At 66.4% G+C, this 18802-nt stretch carries 16 protein-coding genes; 11 read left to right on the top strand and 5 right to left on the bottom strand.

Annotated features, from left to right (window positions below):
- Positions 1-18: 18 nt before the first annotated feature.
- A complete protein-coding gene (locus NZU74_09050; GenBank protein ID MCS6881467.1) occupies positions 19-954 on the bottom strand; it encodes an AEC family transporter in 936 nt (311 codons plus the stop codon).
- Positions 955-1811: 857 nt separating this feature from the next.
- Between NZU74_09050 and NZU74_09055 the strand changes: the two genes are divergently transcribed.
- Positions 1812-1991: a hypothetical protein gene (locus NZU74_09055; protein ID MCS6881468.1), complete on the top strand. Its 180-nt coding sequence runs from the start codon at positions 1812-1814 to the stop codon at positions 1989-1991.
- Here the strand turns inward: NZU74_09055 and NZU74_09060 are convergent.
- Entirely contained in the window at positions 1988-2839 is an 852-nt protein-coding gene (locus tag NZU74_09060) for a CPBP family intramembrane metalloprotease (GenBank protein ID MCS6881469.1), read from the bottom strand. The two genes, NZU74_09055 and NZU74_09060, sit on opposite strands and share 4 nt — an antisense overlap.
- Before the next feature lie 373 nt (positions 2840-3212).
- Between NZU74_09060 and NZU74_09065 the strand changes: the two genes are divergently transcribed.
- From NZU74_09065 to NZU74_09095, 7 genes are all read left to right on the top strand, one after another.
- Positions 3213-3830: a Uma2 family endonuclease gene (locus tag NZU74_09065; protein MCS6881470.1), complete on the top strand. Its 618-nt coding sequence runs from the start codon at positions 3213-3215 to the stop codon at positions 3828-3830.
- A 307-nt stretch (positions 3831-4137) separates the two neighbouring features.
- On the top strand, positions 4138-5148 hold the full coding sequence (locus NZU74_09070; GenBank protein ID MCS6881471.1) for a glycosyltransferase family 2 protein: 1011 nt from the start codon (positions 4138-4140) through the stop codon (positions 5146-5148).
- 20 nt (positions 5149-5168) lie between these two features.
- On the top strand, positions 5169-6416 hold the full coding sequence (locus tag NZU74_09075) for a glycosyltransferase family 4 protein (protein ID MCS6881472.1): 1248 nt from the start codon (positions 5169-5171) through the stop codon (positions 6414-6416).
- A gap of 3 nt (positions 6417-6419) precedes the next feature.
- Positions 6420-7424 (top strand): flippase-like domain-containing protein, encoded by a 1005-nt coding sequence (locus NZU74_09080; GenBank protein MCS6881473.1) that lies wholly within the window; start codon positions 6420-6422, stop codon positions 7422-7424.
- Positions 7393-8304, top strand: coding sequence for a class I SAM-dependent methyltransferase (locus tag NZU74_09085; GenBank protein MCS6881474.1), 912 nt, complete (start codon positions 7393-7395; stop codon positions 8302-8304). The genes NZU74_09080 and NZU74_09085 overlap by 32 nt, the downstream gene beginning before the upstream one ends.
- 208 nt (positions 8305-8512) lie before the next feature.
- Positions 8513-10468 carry a DUF2079 domain-containing protein gene (locus NZU74_09090; GenBank protein ID MCS6881475.1) on the top strand — a complete coding sequence of 652 codons (1956 nt, stop codon included), beginning with the start codon at positions 8513-8515 and terminating at the stop codon, positions 10466-10468.
- Between the two features lie 246 nt (positions 10469-10714).
- On the top strand, positions 10715-10927 hold the full coding sequence (locus tag NZU74_09095) for a hypothetical protein (GenBank protein MCS6881476.1): 213 nt from the start codon (positions 10715-10717) through the stop codon (positions 10925-10927).
- Between the two features lie 92 nt (positions 10928-11019).
- Here the strand turns inward: NZU74_09095 and NZU74_09100 are convergent, their stop codons facing one another.
- Complete coding sequence (locus NZU74_09100; GenBank protein MCS6881477.1) at positions 11020-13407, bottom strand: ATP-binding protein; 2388 nt, start codon at positions 13405-13407, stop codon at positions 11020-11022.
- 224 nt (positions 13408-13631) lie between these two features.
- On the bottom strand, positions 13632-14492 hold the full coding sequence (locus NZU74_09105) for an alpha/beta hydrolase (protein ID MCS6881478.1): 861 nt from the start codon (positions 14490-14492) through the stop codon (positions 13632-13634).
- A 189-nt stretch (positions 14493-14681) separates the two neighbouring features.
- Between NZU74_09105 and NZU74_09110 the strand changes: the two genes are divergently transcribed.
- The 3 genes from NZU74_09110 (at position 14682) to NZU74_09120 (ending at position 16832) form a co-directional block, all read left to right on the top strand.
- On the top strand, positions 14682-15353 hold the full coding sequence (locus NZU74_09110) for a PH domain-containing protein (GenBank protein MCS6881479.1): 672 nt from the start codon (positions 14682-14684) through the stop codon (positions 15351-15353).
- 71 nt (positions 15354-15424) lie between these two features.
- Positions 15425-16222 (top strand): Uma2 family endonuclease, encoded by a 798-nt coding sequence (locus NZU74_09115; protein ID MCS6881480.1) that lies wholly within the window; start codon positions 15425-15427, stop codon positions 16220-16222.
- 37 nt (positions 16223-16259) lie between these two features.
- Positions 16260-16832, top strand: coding sequence for a hypothetical protein (locus tag NZU74_09120; protein ID MCS6881481.1), 573 nt, complete (start codon positions 16260-16262; stop codon positions 16830-16832).
- A gap of 280 nt (positions 16833-17112) precedes the next feature.
- Here the strand turns inward: NZU74_09120 and NZU74_09125 are convergent, their stop codons facing one another.
- A complete protein-coding gene (locus NZU74_09125; protein ID MCS6881482.1) occupies positions 17113-18447 on the bottom strand; it encodes a M20/M25/M40 family metallo-hydrolase in 1335 nt (444 codons plus the stop codon).
- Between the last annotated feature and the right edge of the window lie 355 nt (positions 18448-18802).

An 18802-nucleotide genomic window follows, 5' to 3' on the forward strand; every position in this document is an offset into this window, starting at 1 on the left:
TACCACGCGCTCCCCTCATCACCCCGGCAGGACCGCCAGCAGCACCGCCAGGCTCACCAGGCTGAGCGCCGACGACGCGACCACCACGGCGACGACGAGGCTGGGGCGCGCCTCGAACTCGATCGCGGTGATGGTGGTATGCACCGCGGCGGGCATCCCTGAGAGCATGACCCCCACCGCCAGACTCATGCCCTGCAACCCCAGCATCAGGCCCAGGCCATAGGCCACCAGCGGCGAGACTGCCAGCCGCAGCGCGCAGGCCAGACCCACTAGCCAGGGGTCCTCGCGCGCTATCCCGCTGCCAAGCTGGGCGCCCAGCACGATCAGCATCATCGGCAGGGCGGCTTCGCCAAGCAGCGTGACGCCCCGGAACAGGCCCAGGACGGCCCCGCCGGCCGCCGTGGGGTCAAAGCCCGTCGCGCGCACCAGCAGCGCCGCCGCAGTAGCGTAGACCTGCGGCATCCGCAGCACGCGCTGCGTCACCTCGAGGGGCGCGCCGGCGCCGGAGCGGGCATTGCCCGCCGCGCCCACCGCCACTCCCACCGTCTGTCCCATAATCGCCTGAACGATGAAGTAAAACAGCGCCAGGCTGAGGCCCTCCTGGCCAAAGGCGAAGCGCGCCGCTGGCAACCCGTAGTTGCCCGAGTTCATAAACGCGCCCACCAGCACCAGGGCGCTCAGGCTGCCGCCGCGCAATCCCAGCAGCCTGCCAGTCGCCCAACTGATCAGGCCCATAGCCAGCAGCACCCCCAGCGCCAGGGCCAGCATCCGCGCCGCGCCGGCGCCCGACAGATCGGTGGTCACGAGCGAGGTGAAGATCAGCGCCGGGCTTAACCCATAGATGACCACCCGGTTCAGCGTGGCCTGATCGAGGGCCATGCGGCGGCGCAGGACCATGCCTGCCGCCGCCACCAGCGCGACTGGCAGCAGCACTTCCAGGAGCACACGTATCACAAAAGCCTCCAGCTATCACCAGGGGAGGGATGGGCAGACGCGCCGCGCCCGCCCATCCCTTGCGGCAGGGGGCAATGGGGAACCCCGGTCTCCCCGGTTCTCAGGGGTAGGGTTTTCCGGCGCGTGCGAGGCGAGCATGCGCCATCTGGGGCATTGAGACGCCCAACTCCCCCTCTCCCGCTCAGGGAGAGGGGGGCGGGGGGTGAGAATCGTAAACGTATGGGAATGCTAAAAACCCCTTCTCGCTTGAAAAACCCTACACCTGAGAGAATGCGGAACCCCGGTCTCCCCCGCCCCTGCCATCAACCGGGAGGGTGGCGAACGCCCATGCACATGCAGGGGAATGGGGAACCCCGGTTTCCCCATTTTAGGAATGTGCAGCGCACAATCGCGCACGAGTGTAACAGAAAAGCGACTGACCCGCCAGGGGCAGTCGCGGAAGAGGAGGGACGGGCCGGCAGGCTTGCACGCTACAGTGTATGGCAGCCGGCCCTGATCTATCTGAGGAGAGTATACTCTGCGGAGTTACAACGCACATCGTCCGCCGGCGTCGCTCTGCCCTGCGTCGTTGGGCGGAGCCGGGGAGGGAAATCCTCCCCCTGGCCGCATAATTGGTCTGTAAAGCAAGTTTCTTGACATTTCCGTCCCCCTCCCAACCTCCTTCCTGCGGGGGAGGAGGCAGGCTCCCTCCCCCGGCGGGGGAGGGTTGGGGAGGGGGCGTGTTGAGCGAAAAACTTCGTTCACAGACCACGAATTGGTCGGTAAAGTACGTTTCCTGGCATGTCCGCCCTCTCCCCCAGCCCCCCCGTTGGAGAAGGAGCCAGAAACCCTCGCCAGGGACTATACATTACCCACAGGTGGAGCGGGCGCTGCCCGCCACCTTCCCGCCCGTCTGGACCGGCAGGGGCGACCGGCTGGTCGCCCCTGCCGGTTCTGAGCAGCGCCCGATGTTCCACAAGCGCCACCGGCCCTGCTGCCGTATTCGGCGTCAGGACGCCTTCCTGGCTCGCCCGCACTTCCTGGCGCCACTGCGCTAACCTGCCGGCCCCGGCACCGGGGTTGCCTGGGCCGCGGCCGCCGGGCGCGTGGCCAGCCAGAAGCCGAGGGCCACGAGCCAGGCCAGCCCCACCTGAATGGCTGTCCAGGTCAACTCGTCGCCGAGCGAGCGGTAGGTCAGGCCCGTGACGAACGCGCTGAATGAGATGCTCACGTGCATCAGGATGGAGAGCAGCAGGCTGCCGCGGGTGTGCTGGTACACGCGGGTGAGGATCAGCGACCACGCGGTGAGCAACCCCAACCCCTGGAGCAGATTCAGTGGCATGAAGGCCCAGCCCCGGTCGCCAAGCCCGAAGTAGTTGGCGTAGCCGTGCCACAGCCCACCCCAGACCAGGCCCACCAGGAGCGCGGCGACCAGCGGTGGGCGGCGTTTAAGCAGATGCGGCAGCAGGAAGCCGCGCCAGCCCGGCTCCTCGGCAAGCCCGGCGAAGATGCCGATGGCCAGCGCCGGGCCGAGCCGCGCAAGCATCGCGCCCGCGTCAACCGGATGCCCCGCCATCCAGCGCAGCAGCGGCAGCAGGGCGTAGGTCAGGGGAATGACCAGCAGGGCCAGCCACCACCACCCGGCCCGGGCGTCGCGCAGCCGCGCGCCGAGCGCGGCCAGGCCCCGCCGGCCGTACAGGAACGCCGTCAGGCCTGCTCCGGCCAGCGCCGGCCCGAGCAGGCCGGCAAACATCAAGCTCAGCACCGCGGGGGAAGGCGCGCCCTCAAAGATACGGCCCGGCTCGGCGATGAAGAAGAGCGGCAACCAGACGATCCAGGACCAGCCGAGCGTCAGCGCGATGTAGGCCGCGACGGGGTGTTTCAGCGCCCATGCTTTAATTGCCATGGGTTGCTCCTTCTCCCGCAAGGTGTCTGATTACTCTGTGGACTTAGTTTTTCGCTAACTCCAACCCCCTCCCCAACCCTCTCCCGTTGGGGGAGGGAGTCCGGCGCGTCTCCCCATCGGGGGAAAGTTGGGAGGGGGGCGGAAATGCAAGGAAACCTAGTTCACAGACTACTGACAACCGTATTATTAGCGTATCGGCGAGTTCCCAGACAACGTGGATCGCCGGAGTTCTCCCACGGGCAGGGGCGTGGGGAAACCTGGCTTCCCATAGTATGGTAAAGTCAGCCGTTCTTGTGTCAAGAGGTTTTGCTAATCTCTGGCCGGCTCGCGTATACTCTGGTCAGGATTACTCTCTCACGGAAGGTGGAGCGCCATGGCCACTCACACCCGGGCTGACGACCTGCGCATGGTCCGCGAGGCCGATGGGCTGGATCTGGATTTGCGGCCCCTCCAGGGCCTGTGGAGCGTTGAGCAGTACCTCAGGCTCAGCGATCAGACGAACCATCTCATTGAGTTTACCGATGGCGTTATTGAGGTCCTCCCGATGCCGACCCGCGATCATCAGGTCATCCTGGCCTTTCTGTACGAGGTGTTGCTGCTGCTGCTTCGCCCCCGAGGAGGGAAGGTCCTCTTTGCGCCGCTACGGCTTCAGGTGCGGCCGGGGAAGTTTCGTCAGCCGGACATTCTCGCCCTTAAGGATATGCATGATCCGCGGAACCAGAACGAGTACTGGCTCGGCGCCGATCTGGTTATGGAGATTGTAAGCCCGGACAGGCCGGAGCGCGATATCGAAGAGAAGCGGCGCGACTACGCCGAGGCGGGCATTCCCGAATACCGGATCGTGAACCCCCTCGATGAGACGATCACCGTACTCGTGCTCGAGGGCGCGGCCTACGTTGAGCACGGCGTGTTCCGCCGCGGCGAACGCGCCGCCTCAAAGCTCATTGACGGGTTCGCTGTGAGTGTGGACGAGGTGTTCGACGCCAGGTAGTCCCGGGGCGCGCGTGCAGCGGGTGGAACGGAAGGCGCGGGAAGGCGTCGCCTCCCCCGCGCTCTTCCAGGCGTGACTCAGGTGTGAACCGCTTCTCTGGCTTCGTTCCCCCCGAACGGGACCATCGTCCCGCCCGCTCCGCTTCTCGCTGGTAAGGGCCCTGCGCTACAATGACCTGGGCGCGTACCATCGGAGTGGGTGTGGGGCAACCCGGTTTCGCCATACCCCTCCAGCCGGCGGTTAGTGGCGCCTGACGGGTTTGCAGGTGGAGAAACTGTAGAGGATGAACCGTGTGCCGGAGTTAGCTATGACCACCTGTGCAGTGGCCCCCGAACTGCGCGATCTCGTCGCCGCGGCGCCGGGACCCTACCTCTCCGTGGTGGTGCCGATCTACAACGAAGAGGAGAGCATCCCCCATCTCTACGCTCAGTTGACCGATGTCCTCGACCGGCTCGGGCATCCCTACGAGATTCTGGCGATTGACGACGGCTCGCGCGACCGCAGCTTTGAACTGCTGCGCAACCTGGCCGCCGCCGATGCGCGCCTGCGGGTCGTTCGCTTCCGGCGCAACTTCGGCCAGACGGCTGCTTTCGCCGCGGGCTTCGACCGCGCCCGCGGCGAGTGGGTGGTCACCATTGACGCCGATCTCCAGAACGACCCGCGCGATATCCCGGCGCTCCTGGCGAAGGCCGAGAGCGGCTTCGATGTGGTGAGCGGCTGGCGCGCTCGCCGCCAGGACCCCTTTCTTAGTCGGCGGCTCCCTTCGATCATCGCCAACCGGTTGATCTCTCTGGCCACCGGGGTGCATCTCCACGACTACGGCTGCTCGCTGAAGGTCTACCGGGCCGAGGTGGTAAAGAACATTCATCTCTACGGCGAGTTGCACCGCTTCATCCCGGCGATCGCCTCGTGGCAGGGGGTGGCCGTCGCCGAGGCGCCGGTCAACCACGCCGCCCGCAAATATGGCCGCTCGAAGTATGGCATCGGGCGCACCACCCGCGTTCTGCTCGACCTGATCACCGTGCGCTTTCTGCTCTCCTACTCCACCCGGCCCATGCAGGTCTTCGGCGGCATCGGCCTGGTGAGCGGGGCCATCGGCGCCGCGCTGCTCCTCTATCTGGGCTATGTGCGCCTGATCCTCAGCCAGCCGATCGCCGACCGGCCTCTAGTGCTGCTGGCGATCCTGCTGGTCCTGATCGGGGTGCAGTTTCTGGGCATGGGTCTCCTGGGCGAGTTGATCACGCGGGTCTACTACGAGGGGCGCAACCGGTCAATCTATGTGGTGCGGGAGGAGTTGAACGGCCCTGGCGCATCATAGTTGCAGATGGAGCATGAAGGATGGCTGCGCACAAGCGCGTGCTGATGGTGGCCCCGACACCCTACTTCTTCGACCGCGGCTGCCACGTTCAGATCTACGAGGTCGCGCGTTCGCAGCAGGTGAACGGGAACGATGTCGCCATCGTGACCTACCATCTCGGCCGCACGATTGGCTCAATCCCGACCTACCGCATTCCGCCGATCCCGTGGTACCGGAAGGGGTCGGCGGGGCCGTCGTGGCACAAGTTGTACCTCGATGTGCTCCTGATGGCGCGCACGCTCCAGGTGGCCCGCCGCTACCAGCCGCACATTATCCACGCCCATCTGCACGAGGGCGCCGCGGTAGCCCTCCCCGTCGCCCGTTTGCTCGGCGCGCCTCTGCTGCTCGACCTGCAGGGGAGCATGGTCGGCGAGCTGGTCAATCACGGCTTTGTGCGACCACAGGGCGCGCGGTTCCAGGCCTTTCGGGCCATCGAGCGCCAGATCATCGCTCGCGTGGATGGGATGCTCATGTGGAGCTACCTCAGCGACGCCCTGCGGCGCATGTTCGACTTTGATCCGGCGAAGGTGTTTCCCGTAGACTATGGCGTTGATCTCGAGCGCTTCAGGCCTTATCCCAGAGAGCGCCTTGCCGACCTCTATACCCGCCTGGGCATTCCCCGTGAACGCCTGCTGGTGGTGTACCTGGGCGTCTTGAGCGCTTACCAGGGTGTCGATCTCCTGCTCGAAGCCATCCCCGCCATCCTGCGCGCCTGCCCGGAGACCCATTTTCTGCTCATGGGCTATCCTGATGAAGAGCGTTACCGCTCCCGCGCCAGGGCGCTGGGAATTGCGGATCATGTGACCCTGCCGGGGCGCACTGACTATGCTCAGGCGGCGCGTTACCTTTCGCTGGGCGATGTGGCGGTTTCGGCCAAGCTTACACCGATGGAAGGCAACGGCAAGTTGCTCAACTACATGGCCTGTGGCCTGCCAACCGTCGCCTTTGACCTGCCGGGTAATCTTGCGACCCTGGGCGACGCCGGGGTTTACGCTCCGACTGGCGACGACGCGGCGCTGGCGGCGCAGATCATCGCCCTGCTGCGCGATCCCGCCCGCCGGGCCGACCTGGGGCGCCGCGCCCGCCTCCGCGCCGAACAACGCTACTCGTGGCGCGCGATCGGCGCAACCATCAACGCAGTCTACGATACCCTTCTTGCTCGCAAGGCGATGGGGGCCGATCCATCTACGGCGGCGCCGGGCGCCGAAACCATTGCGGTGAAAGATTAACCCATGCGTAAGGTTGTGGTGCGGGCGCTGGTGACCGCCGTCTTGCTTGGCTGGCTCTTCATCCAGGTGGACGTGACCGGCATCGGGGGGGTGTTCGCGAAGACCAGACCGCTCTGGCTGGCATTGGCGGCGGTGCTGAACCTGGTCTCCTTCGCGCTGCTTATCTGGCGATGGCAGGTGCTGCTCATCGGCGCGGGGGTGAGACAACCGTTCGTCCAGTTGACCCGGGTCACGCTGATCAGCACCTTTTTCAGCATGTTTTTACCCTCTTCGATTGGCGGCGACGTGGTGAAAATGATGCTGCTGGCGCCCGATACCGCGCGACGCGAGGCCGCTATTTCGTCGGTGGTGATTGACCGGGTGGTGGGCATGGCGGTGACGATCATCGTTGGCATTGTCGCGGTCCTGTTTCTGCCGGTGGTTTGGAGCGATAGCGCGGTGATAGGGACGCTGGCCGCGGCGACGTTGATCTTCGTCCTGGGCGTCGTAGCGCTCTTCAGTCGCACCTTGTTTCGATGGATGACGCGCCTGACGCCCAGGTTCCTGTGGCGGCATGTTGGCGAGCAGATCCTCAAGACGCATCAGAGCCTCCTCGGCTTTCGCCGACAACCGGGTGTTCTGCTGGCAGCCGGAGCGATCTCTGTCTTGCGCCAGGTGGTAATCTGCGTCTCGGTTTTTTGCGCCGGTCAGGCGTTCGGGATCGCCGCCGGACCGCTGGCCTATTTTGCGACCATTCCGATCGCGCTGGCGATTACGGTGCTGCCGGTGACCATCAGTGGCCTGGGCTTGCAGGATCACGCCATGGTCCTGCTCCTGGCCACCGTGGGCGTAGCCGCGGCGGAGGCGCTCTCCCTGTCGATCTTTCTGCACGTCATGCGCACGTTTGTTGGCCTGACCGGGGGCCTGTGGTTCGCGATCGGGCGTCGTCGTGGGCCCGTGGCGCACCTCTCCGCCGACGCTGTTGGAGGAACAGCGTGTGAAAACGATCACCTGCAACCTGTGCGGTAGCTCCGAGCAACGCCTGCGCTGCACCGGCTACGACCGCGACAACCCCCAGAACCGGCGCGTCTACACGTTGCAAGAATGTCTGCGCTGCGGCCTGGTCTATTTGAGTCCGCGCCCCGACACGCCTGAGGAACTGGCTGAAATCTACCCGCCAACGTATGATAGTTACATTGGCGAGCGCCAGCGTTTCCTGATGTGGATGCGCCGCATCGCCTGGCGCCCGGAAGTGCGCGAAATCGTCGCTCGCACCACGCCCGACAGCCCTATCCTCGAACTCGGTTCGGCCACGGGCGAGTTTCTGGCGGAGTTGCGGCGGCAGGGACGTACCAGGCTCCTGGGGCTCGAATTGAGCCCGGAGGCGGCGCGCATCGCCCGTGAGCGCCACGGTCTTGATGTTCGCGCCGGGCAACTCGACGACGTCTCTTTGCCCCCCGGCAGCTTCGACCTGGTGCTGATGCGCCATGTGCTTGAGCATCTGCCTGACCCCCGGGAGACGCTGACCAGGATTGCTCGTCTGTTGCGGCCTGGCGGCTATTGTATTTTTACTATCCCCAACATCGACTCGCATACGGCGCGGATCTTTGGCCGGGACTGGTACGGGTACCAGTTTCCCCGCCACTTTTTTCTCTTCCCACAAGCTACGCTGCACACCCTGCTCAGCCTGGCCGGTCTGTGCGTTGAGCGCGTGGTGCATCAGGCAGCGCCCAATGTGTGGATCGGCAGTACGCGCTTCTGGCTTGCCGCCCGTGGGCATACCGCCCTGGCGCGCTTCGTGCGCTACCAGAATCCCCTGGCGGTGGCCGCGTTCGCTCCGCTGGGGCTGGTTTCGGCGCTCATGCGCTCCAGCGGCGTCATCCGGGTCATTACGCGCCGCCCGGCCTGAATCAATGCATTTTGGATTTTGGATTTTGGATTTTCGTACTCAAACGAGACTTCTCCTCGTAAGGGAGGCTCGGAAGGGCTTCGTTCCTCCGAAAGTCCCGTTCCCGGGTGGCGCGGTGTAATCGCGCCGCCCCGAAACGGGAAAGCCGGCAGGGCCGCAGGCCCCCGCCACTCCCGCCAGGGTGTCAGGTATTTGAATAGAGATCTCGATGCAGCAACTGACTCGCGCGCACTGTGTTCCCCGTGACCCGATCCTCTGGGTGGCGATGACCGTGTATGTTGTCGTTATCGGGGGATTGAGCCTGCTGCGCTACGCCGGCTATAATGCCGGTCTGCTTGACCTTGGCTCGATGTACCAGGCCATCGCCTCGGTGCTGCGTGGCGAGCCGTTAATGCTCACCTCGCCGAGAGGCAACGTCTCGCGCCTGGCCGGGCATGTGGAACTGATTTACTATGCCTTTGCCCCTCTGGTAGCCCTGTGGCCCGACCCGCGGGGATTGCTGCTCGGTCAGACGGTGCTGGCAGCGACGGGGGCCATCCCCGTCTATCGCCTGGCCCTGCGCCGCCTCGACCGCGTGCCGGCGGCCCGCTGCGCCGCGCTGATCTACCTGCTCTACCCTGTGGCCCTCACTGCGGCCCTCTTCGACTTTCACGGCGATACGCTGGCTATGCCCCTGCTGCTCTGGGCGATTGACGCCTTCGACCGCCGCGACGCCCGCGCCGCTGCCCTGTGGGTGGGGGTGAGCCTGCTGTGCAAAGTGTATGTGGCTGTGGCTGTGGCCGCGCTGGGGGCGTACATGTTTCTCTGGGGCGGGCAGCGCCGGGCAGGTCTGGTCACGGCCGGAGTCGCCAGTCTCTATGGGGCGCTGGTCTTCCTGGTCGTCCGCCCCCGCTTCGAGGCCGCCGGCGGGGTCCATGTAGCGAATGACTATATTAACCACTACTTTGGCGCGCCCGAGACGCTGCTCGCTACAAGCGGCGAACGGGCGCTCGCGGCCCTGGTTGTGGTCGGTCCCGCGCTGTTCCTGGCCTGGCGCGGCTGGCGCTGGTTGCTGATGGCCGCGCCCCTGATCGGGGCCGTGCTGGTCAGCACCGGGCCGGGCGCGGGCTACCATTACGCCTATCACCACTATGCCCTGGCCGTGCCCTTCATCGTCATGGCCGTGATTGACGGTGCCGCCCGTCTCCGCGGCGTGGCGGAAACGGCCCCGCCTGGCGCGAAGACGCGCTCCTGGCGCGCCGATCTGGTCTTTACGACGGTGGTTGTGGGCCTGACCAGCACCCTGCTGGTGGATCAGCCCCTCAACCCGGCCTTCTGGATGGGCCTGCCGGGGCAGGGGCTTGACCCGTCGGCCTATGGGGTGACCGGCCGCGACCGGCTCAAGGACCGCTTTCTGGCGACCCACGCGCCGCCCCCCGCGGCGCCCATTGCCGCCTCGATATTTCTGGCCCCCCGCCTGGCCGACCGCGATACGCTCTACGCCGTGCGTTACCCCGACGATCCCGGCGGCGCGCGGTTGCCCACACTGCTGCCCCGGGTTGACTTTGTGCTGGCCGACGCGCTCTTCGACTGGCGCATCGTTGACGGCAAGACGATCCTCGGAGGCCCTGCCTACGAGCGCGCCGAGATCGCCCTGCTCCTGCGCGACCCGGCCTTTGGCCTCACTATGGCCGAGGATGGGTTGCTGCGCTTTGAGCGGAACGCCAGCGCGCCGCTGATCCAGAGGGTGGCACTGGCGCCAACGAATGATCTTCCAGAACAAACGGCCTACTTTGGCCCTGTCCGACTCCTTGGCGCCAGGCTTGCGCCGCTGGAGGGGCGTCGCTACCGGGCCAGTTTTGCCTGGATGGCCACCGGACCGCTCCCAACCGACCGCAGCCTTATTCCCGTTAGCACTCTCGAGGGGGTCGAGGGGCGGATCGTGCACCTGCCGACCTATGCCCTGCTGCCCACCGCCGCATGGCCCGTGGGAGCCATTATCCGCGAGGAGTTCGACCTGGAACTGCCCGCAGATCTGCCGGCGGGGAGCTACATCTGGCGCGTGGCCTGGTACGACCCGGCTCATCCCGAGGCCTACGCCACCGATGAGCGCAGCCGGTTCATGGGCGCGGCCCCGGCTACGGTTGGCGTCATTGAGGTCTCGGAAGCCATAACAAAACGATGAGATTGCCAGATCTGCGGACGGGGGGCGAATGCCTGCCAGGAGAAGCCTTGCGGCGCTATAGCCTTGCTTAAATGAATTGAGCGCTCCTGGCTACGCTGGCCATTTCGACGCGAAGGCGCGAAGACGCGAAGCGACGAGATCAATACCACAAATGCCACGCGCCTTCGCGTCCTTGCCTCAACCTTCCTGAGGAATGCCGCCAGGAGCCGCTCAGCGATGTAGTTGCATGCAAGAGAGGCGTCACCGATGAACTGCTGGCACTGCGAACGACCGGCCCACGGGGTCTGCGTCTTCTGCGGGCGGGGGGTATGCCGCGAGCATGCCTGTGAGATGCCGCATATCGTGGCGATCTATCGCAGCGACACGGGCAGGCGCCGGGCGATTGTCACCGCGCGGGCCTTGTTCTGCGGAGTCTGCGAGCCACGCGAAGATCCTGTAGATATGCCGGAACTGCGGTAAAGGCGGGACGCGCTGCGCCCCCGCGTACAGAAATGTAGCGCAACTCGGAGAGTTGCGCGCAGAAACGGACAGCCACGGCATCCGGATAGACCCTAACGCGCCACCGGCTGCCGGCGCAGATAGGCGTTGCGAATGGCCCGCAGAACCTCTTCGAGTTCGAATGGCTTTCGCAGGACCTCGACGGCCCCCAGCCGGCGGGCCTCGTCAATCTGACTGCCGGTGGTCTGCCCGGTGAGCGCCACCACGCGCGCGTCCGGATCCAGGGCGCGCAGTTCGCGGAGCAGTTCCAACCCGCTCATACCCGGCATGGACAGGTCGGTGAGCACCACATCGAAGTCGCCGGCCCGGTAGGCGTCGAGGGCGGTCCGTCCATCGGAGCAGAGGGTCACCGTATGGCCGATCTGTTCCAGCAGCTTGCGCAGCGAGCGTCCGACCTGAACGTCGTCCTCGGCCAGCAACAGGCGCAGGGCGGGAAGCTCGGCCGGTTCGCGTTCGCTCTCGATCAAGGCCGCCGCCTCTTCGGGCGTAGCGACTACCGGCAGGCGTATGCGCATCGTGGTGCCCTTGCCCGGCTCGCTCTCCACCTCGAACGCGCCGCCGTGGCTCTTCACGATGCCATAGGAGACCGAGAGACCCAGGCCGGTGCCGGGGGTGGCGCTGCCGCCCAGCGCGCCCTTGGTGGTAAAGAACGGCTCGAAGATCTTGTCGCGAATGCTTTCGGGGATGCCGCTGCCCGTATCGCTCACTTCCAGAACGATCTCGCGCTCGTCGCCCTCGAGGCGCACCGTCAGCGCGCCGCCCTGAGGTTTCATCGCGTCGCGGGCGTTGGTAAGCAGATTGAGGAAGACCTGGGCAAGTTGTCCGGCGTCGCAGATCGTGGGCGGTACCGGCTGGAGCTGGCGGACCACCTGGATGTGGTGCTTGCGCAGTTCCAGTTCCATCAGGGTGAGCGTGCCCTCAATGGCGTCATAGAGGTCGGCCAGTTCGCGGCGCGGCTCCTGCCGGCGGGCAAAGGTGAGCAGGCTGCCGGTGATGCTCTTGCCGCGCCTGCAGGTGTCTACCACCACCTTGAGCGCCTCGTTCTTACTCTCTTCGTCTTCCGCAGCCAGACCGAGCTGGGCGTAGCCGAGCATGCCCGCCAGGAGGTTATTGAACTCGTGAGCGATGCCCGCGGCGAACGTGCCCACTGCGGCCAGTTTCGAGGACTGGATCAACTCGGCCTGGGACTCCTGGAGCCGACGGAAGAGGCGCGCGTTGGCGATCACGGTGGCGGCCTGGCGGGCGAAGGCCATCAACACGCGCTGCTCATCTTCCCGCAGCCCGCGGATTTCGGCGAAGGTCAGACACACCGCGCCCATCACGCGCTTGTCGTCAACCAGGGGGATGCAGACCAGCGAGTTCCAGTACACGCCCTGGGTCAGCTCGGGCAGGGGCGCCAGGGTCTGGGTATGCTGGTCGGTGAACATCATCACCCGCTCACGGCTAAGCACGGCTTCATAGCTCCTGGGCAGAGGCACGGTGAAGGGTCCGGGCCCATTGGCGGCGACGGGCAGGTTATGCCAGGCCACCAGTTGCGGCGCCTGGTGATCATCGAGCAGCACGACCCAGCCGTTGGTGGCGTTCATCTGGCTGGCCAGGCGATCCACCAGCACCTGGAGCATGGTGGGCACGTCACGGCTGGTAATCAGGGCGACCATCAGGTTCTGAAGGCGCTCCAGCTTCTCGGAGAGGGCGGTCGAGTTGCTGGCCATGGCTCGCAACTCGTTACTATAGCGCGCCACGTCGCTCTGATTGCGCAGGGCGTTCTGGAGGAGGACCATGGGCACGATGCCCAGGGCGATGGCGATGCCGCTGATTTGCCAGAGCAGAGCCAGCAGGCCGCCAAGGGGCGCCAGCAGGAACACGTACCAGGTCAATTCATCGCGGCGGGGGCGCAAGCCGACGCTGAGGGGCGTGCCGGCGCTGAGCCGGGCGAGCAGCGCTACGGCCCCGCGTTCCACGAGGTAGAAGACGGCGCCGGTGAGCAGCAGACCTCCCAGCGAGGCGAGCGACGTGTATGGCAGCGCATCACCGCCGGCGTCCACCGTCCAAGTGCCCACGTGGAGCGTTGCTACAGCCACGCCAGCGGCAGCCGCGAGCCAGCGCACGGCGACGGTCGAGAGCACGTTCCACCATTCCTGGTCGCGCGCCAGGGCTCCGCAGAGCGTGCCGAGCAGGATCGCCGCCAGCAGCGCCGGCCATGTGAGCGAAGTCAGCGCGCCGATCAGCACCGCCACAGCGATGGAGACGATCCGCCCGTCGTCCATCTCAAACGTGGTCAGATCGGCGACGGTCAGCATGACCGTGAAAATTAACGCCGCGAGGAACTCGGCGAGCGAAGGCGGGGCCCAGAGCAGGCGCAGGCCGACGCCGGCCACGACGAGCGCCAGCGCCCAGAGGCTGGCGAGATACCATTGTGCGCTGCGGGGCAGAACTCGCATAAGCGCCTGATGAGCAACCTGATTTCTCCACGCCCGTCTGGAAAAGCTCGCCGACGCGGCCCTCCAGGCCCGGCGCAGGCTTCAGGGCGAACGGTCTTGCTTGCCGGGCAAACGCCTTGTTTGTTTATACCAGCTTTTGTATGGTCTCATGGAGTCAGGAGACGGTTTCGAACTCCGCCACACCAGGTTAGCTACACTATACCGTAAGATTGTACGGCGCGCGATTACGGGGTTGTAAGAAACGCGCGCACAATGGCATTGAAATGCTCGGGCCGTTCGTCCTGAACCAGCATGGAAGCGCGGTCGATTACCTCCAGGCGCGCGCCGCGGTTAGCCGCCAGAAAGGCGTCGGCCTGGCGCAGAGGGGTGGTTGTGGCCTGTTTGCCCCAGACGATCAGCACCGGCTGGCGCAGCCGCGGAAAGCTCTCGCGCACCGAGCAATTCAGCAACCCGGTCAGAAAACAGATCGGCGCGTAGTAGGCCCCCGGTCGGCGGCAAGTCAGGTAGAAGCCATCCACGGTCTCAGGCGTTATGCAGGCGGGATCGTAATAAGCCTGTGAACGCAGGAAGAGACTGGTGCTGGCGCGGCTGGTCAGGCCGTTATACAAACCACGACCGATAGGGCCGCGCAGCACCCGGTAGGCGGCCCAGCCCGCCGGTCCGGCCGGGTCGGCGAGTTGCTGGAGACCGGTTGGACATGCCAGCACCAGGGCGCTGACCCGTTCGGGCCAGCGATCGGCAGCAACGATGGCATAGGCTGCGCCGAGAGAGCTGGCGATCAGCGCCGCTGGCGCGCCGATGTGTTCCAGGACCGCGCCAATCTGGGCGATGTAGTCCTCGGCGCTATAGCTGCGGGCCGGGCGCTCGCTATTGCCGTAGCCCAGCAAGTCAACGGCGTGCACCGAGAAGGAGTCCTGGAGTTGCGCAAAAGGGGCGCGCATCTCGAAGACTGACGCAGCGGCGTTGATGCTATGAACGAGGAGCACGGGCCGTCCGCGGCCCGCACAGTACAGGGCGAGACGATGCCCGTTCCAGTTCAGGGTGGCCGGCTCGACGGGGAGCAGGCGCAGCGGTTGAGTTGTCATAGATGAAATATGAGTGCAGGCGCGGCATGCCACGCCCATCGTGTGCGTGTCAGGAAGCGCTGCGCCGGGACTGATGCCGTGCCGCCTTCGGCGGTTGATCCGGGGCTTGCTCCGAGCATGGCGCATCGGCCCTGCGCAGTACGGGGGCGCGCTGCGCCCGCCGCGTCGTGATCAGTATATAATAGTGGCGTGGAACGTCAAACACAACCAGCGCCAGCCACCCTGGTATTCGAGGCGGCGCCCCTGGACGCCTACGCCCGCCGGCTCACGGCAGGGCTGGCCTATCTGGGGGGCCTGCTGATGCTGCCGTTGCTCTTCGCCTACCTGGCCAACCTGCGCTGGGAAGGGCTGATCGTGCCCGTAGCCCTGGCGGTGGCCGTGGCGGTATTCCTGCTGCTCACCTACGGCGCCCAGCCGCGCCGCTACGAGATTGACGCGCAGCACCTGGTGATTCGCCGGCGCTGGCTGCCGGCCCTGCGCGTGCCGCTGACGATCATCACCGGCGCCTCGCTGGCGTCGCATCTGGCCGACGCGCCCCGGCGCGGGGTGCGCTTCGCCTTCAATGCGGGGATCTTCGGCTATCAGGGGCCGTTCCGGCTCGCTCCGTTCGGCGAGGCGTTCTTTCTCGCCACCAATCTCGAACGCCTGGCAGCAGTGGGCCGCGAGGGGCGCCCGCCGCTTATTCTCAGCCCCGCTCGCCCGCGCGCCTTCGTCGAGGCGCTGAACGAGAGGCGCCTGCAACAGGCCCTCGAAGCCCTGGAGCGCAGCCGGCCCCGGCCACCTGAACCGGCGCCGGCTCCTACGGTCGAATCGGTGCTGGCGCAACCCTCCGGGTTGCGCCAGCGCTCTCCTTCTCCTTAAGCCAGCGCCCTCCTTAAGAAGGAGCCGCCACATATGGTGTCAGCACCCTCCTCAAAGAAGGAGATGCCACGATGACCGGTCCGCCGCCCGTTCTGCCGGAACTCGACCCGGCTAAACCGCCGCCGCCCGAGTATCTGCCGGACTATGAGCAGTTCATCACCGAAGATGACGCGCCCGTGGACAACTTCTTCTCCGAGAAGCAGCAACGCCTGCTGACCGAGCCGATCTACAGCGCCAACGCGGCGGCGCGCCTGGGGCGTCCCATTCTGGTGGCAGCGAACGTGGGCATCTTTTTCGGCGAAGGGCAGCCGGCGATCGTCCCGGATGTGCTGGTCAGCCTGGACGTGCATCTGCCTGACGATCTCTGGCTCAAGCCCAACCGCTCCTACTTCATCTGGCGCTTTGCCAAACCGCCAGACGCGGTGATCGAGATCGTCTCGAACCGCGAGGGCGGCGAGGTTGACCGCAAGCGGCAACGCTACGCGCAGCTCGGTATTGGCTACTACCTGATCTTCGACCCGCAGCGGCAGCTTGGCGAGACGCCGGTGCAGTGCTTCGAGTTGCGCGGACGCACCTATGTGCCCTGTGAGCGACTCTGGCTGACAGACGTGGGTCTGGGCGTCACCCTGTGGGAGGGGGTGTACGAGGGGGTGCGGGCGACCTGGCTGCGCTGGTGCGATGACCAGGGAGCGGTCATTCCGAGCGGCGCCGAACTTGTCGAACAGGAGCGCGAGCGGGCCGAGCGGGAGCGCGAGCGGGCCGAGCAGGAGCGGCAGCGGGCCGAACGAGAGCGGCAGCGGGCCGAGCGGCTGGCGGCGCGCCTGCGCGCCCTGGGGATTGACCCGGATGCGGAGAATGGCGGCGTTTGACGGACCTGTTTCGTCGGAATGAATGGCAGTCACAGCTATGCGCTTTCCGCTCCTGGAACGTCTTGAGTTCCCTTGCGTCCTGGAACGTCTTGTGCCGGGGCAGCCGCACCCCGATGGGCGCCGATATCTGCCGCTGGCGGTGCTCCGGCCCACGGGCGGCCCCGTTGATACTCCCTCGACCGTGCGCATCGGCGTGGTGGATCGCCATCACCGGGTCCAGGAGAGCGGCGTGGGTCGCGCCGGCGCCGCGCGTCTGGTGTGCTCGCTGGGGGTGCTGCGGCCCCAGGAGAGGCCCCCGCGTCGCGGGCTGCGTCCGGAAAGCAGTTGGACGCCGCCCCGGGCCAGTCTGGCGCCGACGTTCTACGGGTATGTGCTTGAGGTTATTACCTGGGAAACCGGGCGTGGCATGTTGCCGTATGAAACCCTCTACGCCGAACTCTTGCTGGACATCGGGCTGGGCACGGTGGGCCTGCGCACCGGCGCAACCGCCGATGACCTGGCCAGCGCCTTCGGCAGGGCGCGTTTAGAGCCGGGCGACGCAGTGGAACTTGCCCGCTCGCGGATTGATATTCTGGGGTTCGAGCCTGAGACTGGCGTGGATGCGGGATGAGCATGGACTTCTCGCGGGAGGGGCGGGGAGCTCTCAGGTGTAGGGTTTTTCAAGCGAAAAGGGGTTTTTGGCATTTCAATGCGCTTACGATCCTCACCCCCCGCTCCCCTCTCCCGCGCGCGGGAGAGGGGAGCGGGGGGCGTTCTAATGCCCTGGATGGCGCATGCGACGCGAGCATGCGCCGGAAAACCCTACACCTGAGAAGGGACGGGGAGGGCTTCGCCCTCTCAGCCCCTTCTGTTCGGCAGGGGCGCGGGGAAACCCGGTTCCCCATCTCTCCCTACTCCCCCGCCAGGGCCAGCAATACCTCGATGAGCAACTGCCCGTGGCGCGCCAGGTCCTCCAGCGGGATGTGCTCGTCGGGACCGAAGAGAGCGCTGTCGGGGCGGGCTACGCCGACCGAGGCGCAGGGCATCGGATGGGCTTCAACGAAGGGTTGCAGCGGCAGAGCAAAGGCTCCCGCCGGAGCAACAGGTAGCATGACCCCGTGCACCACTGCTCCAGCCGCGGCAAGCTGGCGAATGAACGGCGCGTCGGGCGGGGTGCGGGCGGGCGAGTAGCCTCCGGGCAACACCTCCAGCGTCACGTCGGTGAAGCCCTTCTCATCGAGGTGGGCGCGCACCAGACGGGCGATCTCGGCAGGGTGCTGATTGGGCGCCAGATGAAAGTCGAGCGCGGCCTCGGCGCCGGCGGGCAGCACCGCCAGGTCGCCTTCGGGAAAGGAGCGAATCGCGCTGAGGTTGCAGGTGGGCAACGTCACCTCGGCGCGCACCAGGGGCGCGCCCTGCATGCCGAAGAGGAACCCGGCGGCGCCCCAGGCGGCCAGGCGCCCCGCTTCGTCGAGTTTGAGCTGGCGCAGCAGGGCGTTTTCCTCGCGCGACGGCCCCTCCACACTATCGTAGAAACCGGGGATGCGGATGTCTTCGTCTTCGCCCTTGATCGCCGCCAGGGCCCAGGTGAGCCGCCACAGGGGGTTGGGCAGGGTGGAGGCCGCCCCGGGAGGCAGGGGATGCGCCGGTCCTTGGGCGCGCAGGCGCACCTGCAACAACCCTTTGCTGCCGCTATAGCACAGCGGCGCGCCGCTGGCGGCACGGTCTCCTACGCTGCCGAGACAGGCGTCAGCGCGCAGGATGGGGCCGTGGGCGGCGATGGCCGCCGCCAGGCCCGGCGAGCCGATCAGCCCGCCGCCGTCGGCAACCACGGTCACGCCGCAGGGCAGGTCGCCCTCGTCGGCGATCATTGCCGCCAGGGCTTGCAGGTGCGCCGCCAGCGGCCCCTTGCCCTCGGCCACGCCCCGCCCATACACCGCTCCGTCGCGCTCGGCCAGTTGGAAGGGATCGTGGGACCAGGCGCGCCATGGCCCCGGTGGAGGAGCATCGAAACGGTGATAGAGCAGCAACGTGCGAGGTGTGCGACCCGCGCGGCGGCCGATCACCACCGGCGGCCCGTGCCCATCCACGCGATACACCTGCATGCCCAGGCGTCGCAACAGGGTGGCAATCAGGTTTGCGCTGCGCGCCAGTTCGTCGGGGCGCCCGACGCTCGAAGGCTGCGCACAGAGCGTCCGCAGGCAATCCACGATCGCAGCGGCCAGCATGGACATTGACGCTGACACAGAGGCTCCTGCACTGAACGCACGGGGGCTATCGCGGTTTGCCCATTATAGCACGGCGGGTTGAGGATCAAAGCCCGCCGCCCTGGGCGGGGAGGCGGGGAAACCTGGTTTCCCACACCCCCCCAATCAGGCGTCGAGGCGGCGACAATTTGACAGTCGTTATGCCCGTTCGTATAATCACCCGAACATTTTTCGGCAGAAAGATGATCCGGCGGGCCGTCTCTACCGCGCCGCACCCGTGGATGTCAGTCACGGGCGTTTGACGCCATCCCCGGTTTTCGGCTAGACTCTCTCCATCCCCGTAGCAAGGCTCGCAGCGCGCGGGCCGCACAACAGATGCTCAAAAAGGAGGTTC

The organism is Chloroflexaceae bacterium (assembly GCA_025057155.1).
In the GTDB taxonomy this organism is placed as follows: domain Bacteria; phylum Chloroflexota; class Chloroflexia; order Chloroflexales; family Chloroflexaceae; genus JACAEO01.

Excerpts from the sequence above, each read along its gene's own strand:
- NZU74_09060 (MCS6881469.1), bottom strand. The coding sequence starts at position 2,839 with ATGGCAATTAAAGCATGGGCGCTGAAACACCCCGTCGCGGCCTACATC.
- NZU74_09065 (MCS6881470.1), top strand. The coding sequence starts at position 3,213 with ATGGCCACTCACACCCGGGCTGACGACCTGCGCATGGTCCGCGAGGCC.
- NZU74_09070 (MCS6881471.1), top strand. The coding sequence starts at position 4,138 with ATGACCACCTGTGCAGTGGCCCCCGAACTGCGCGATCTCGTCGCCGCG.
- NZU74_09075 (MCS6881472.1), top strand. The coding sequence starts at position 5,169 with ATGGCTGCGCACAAGCGCGTGCTGATGGTGGCCCCGACACCCTACTTC.
- NZU74_09080 (MCS6881473.1), top strand. The coding sequence starts at position 6,420 with ATGCGTAAGGTTGTGGTGCGGGCGCTGGTGACCGCCGTCTTGCTTGGC.
- NZU74_09090 (MCS6881475.1), top strand. The coding sequence starts at position 8,513 with ATGCAGCAACTGACTCGCGCGCACTGTGTTCCCCGTGACCCGATCCTC.
- NZU74_09095 (MCS6881476.1), top strand. The coding sequence starts at position 10,715 with ATGAACTGCTGGCACTGCGAACGACCGGCCCACGGGGTCTGCGTCTTC.
- NZU74_09100 (MCS6881477.1), bottom strand. The coding sequence starts at position 13,407 with ATGCGAGTTCTGCCCCGCAGCGCACAATGGTATCTCGCCAGCCTCTGG.
- NZU74_09105 (MCS6881478.1), bottom strand. The coding sequence starts at position 14,492 with ATGACAACTCAACCGCTGCGCCTGCTCCCCGTCGAGCCGGCCACCCTG.
- NZU74_09115 (MCS6881480.1), top strand. The coding sequence starts at position 15,425 with ATGACCGGTCCGCCGCCCGTTCTGCCGGAACTCGACCCGGCTAAACCG.
- NZU74_09120 (MCS6881481.1), top strand. The coding sequence starts at position 16,260 with ATGCGCTTTCCGCTCCTGGAACGTCTTGAGTTCCCTTGCGTCCTGGAA.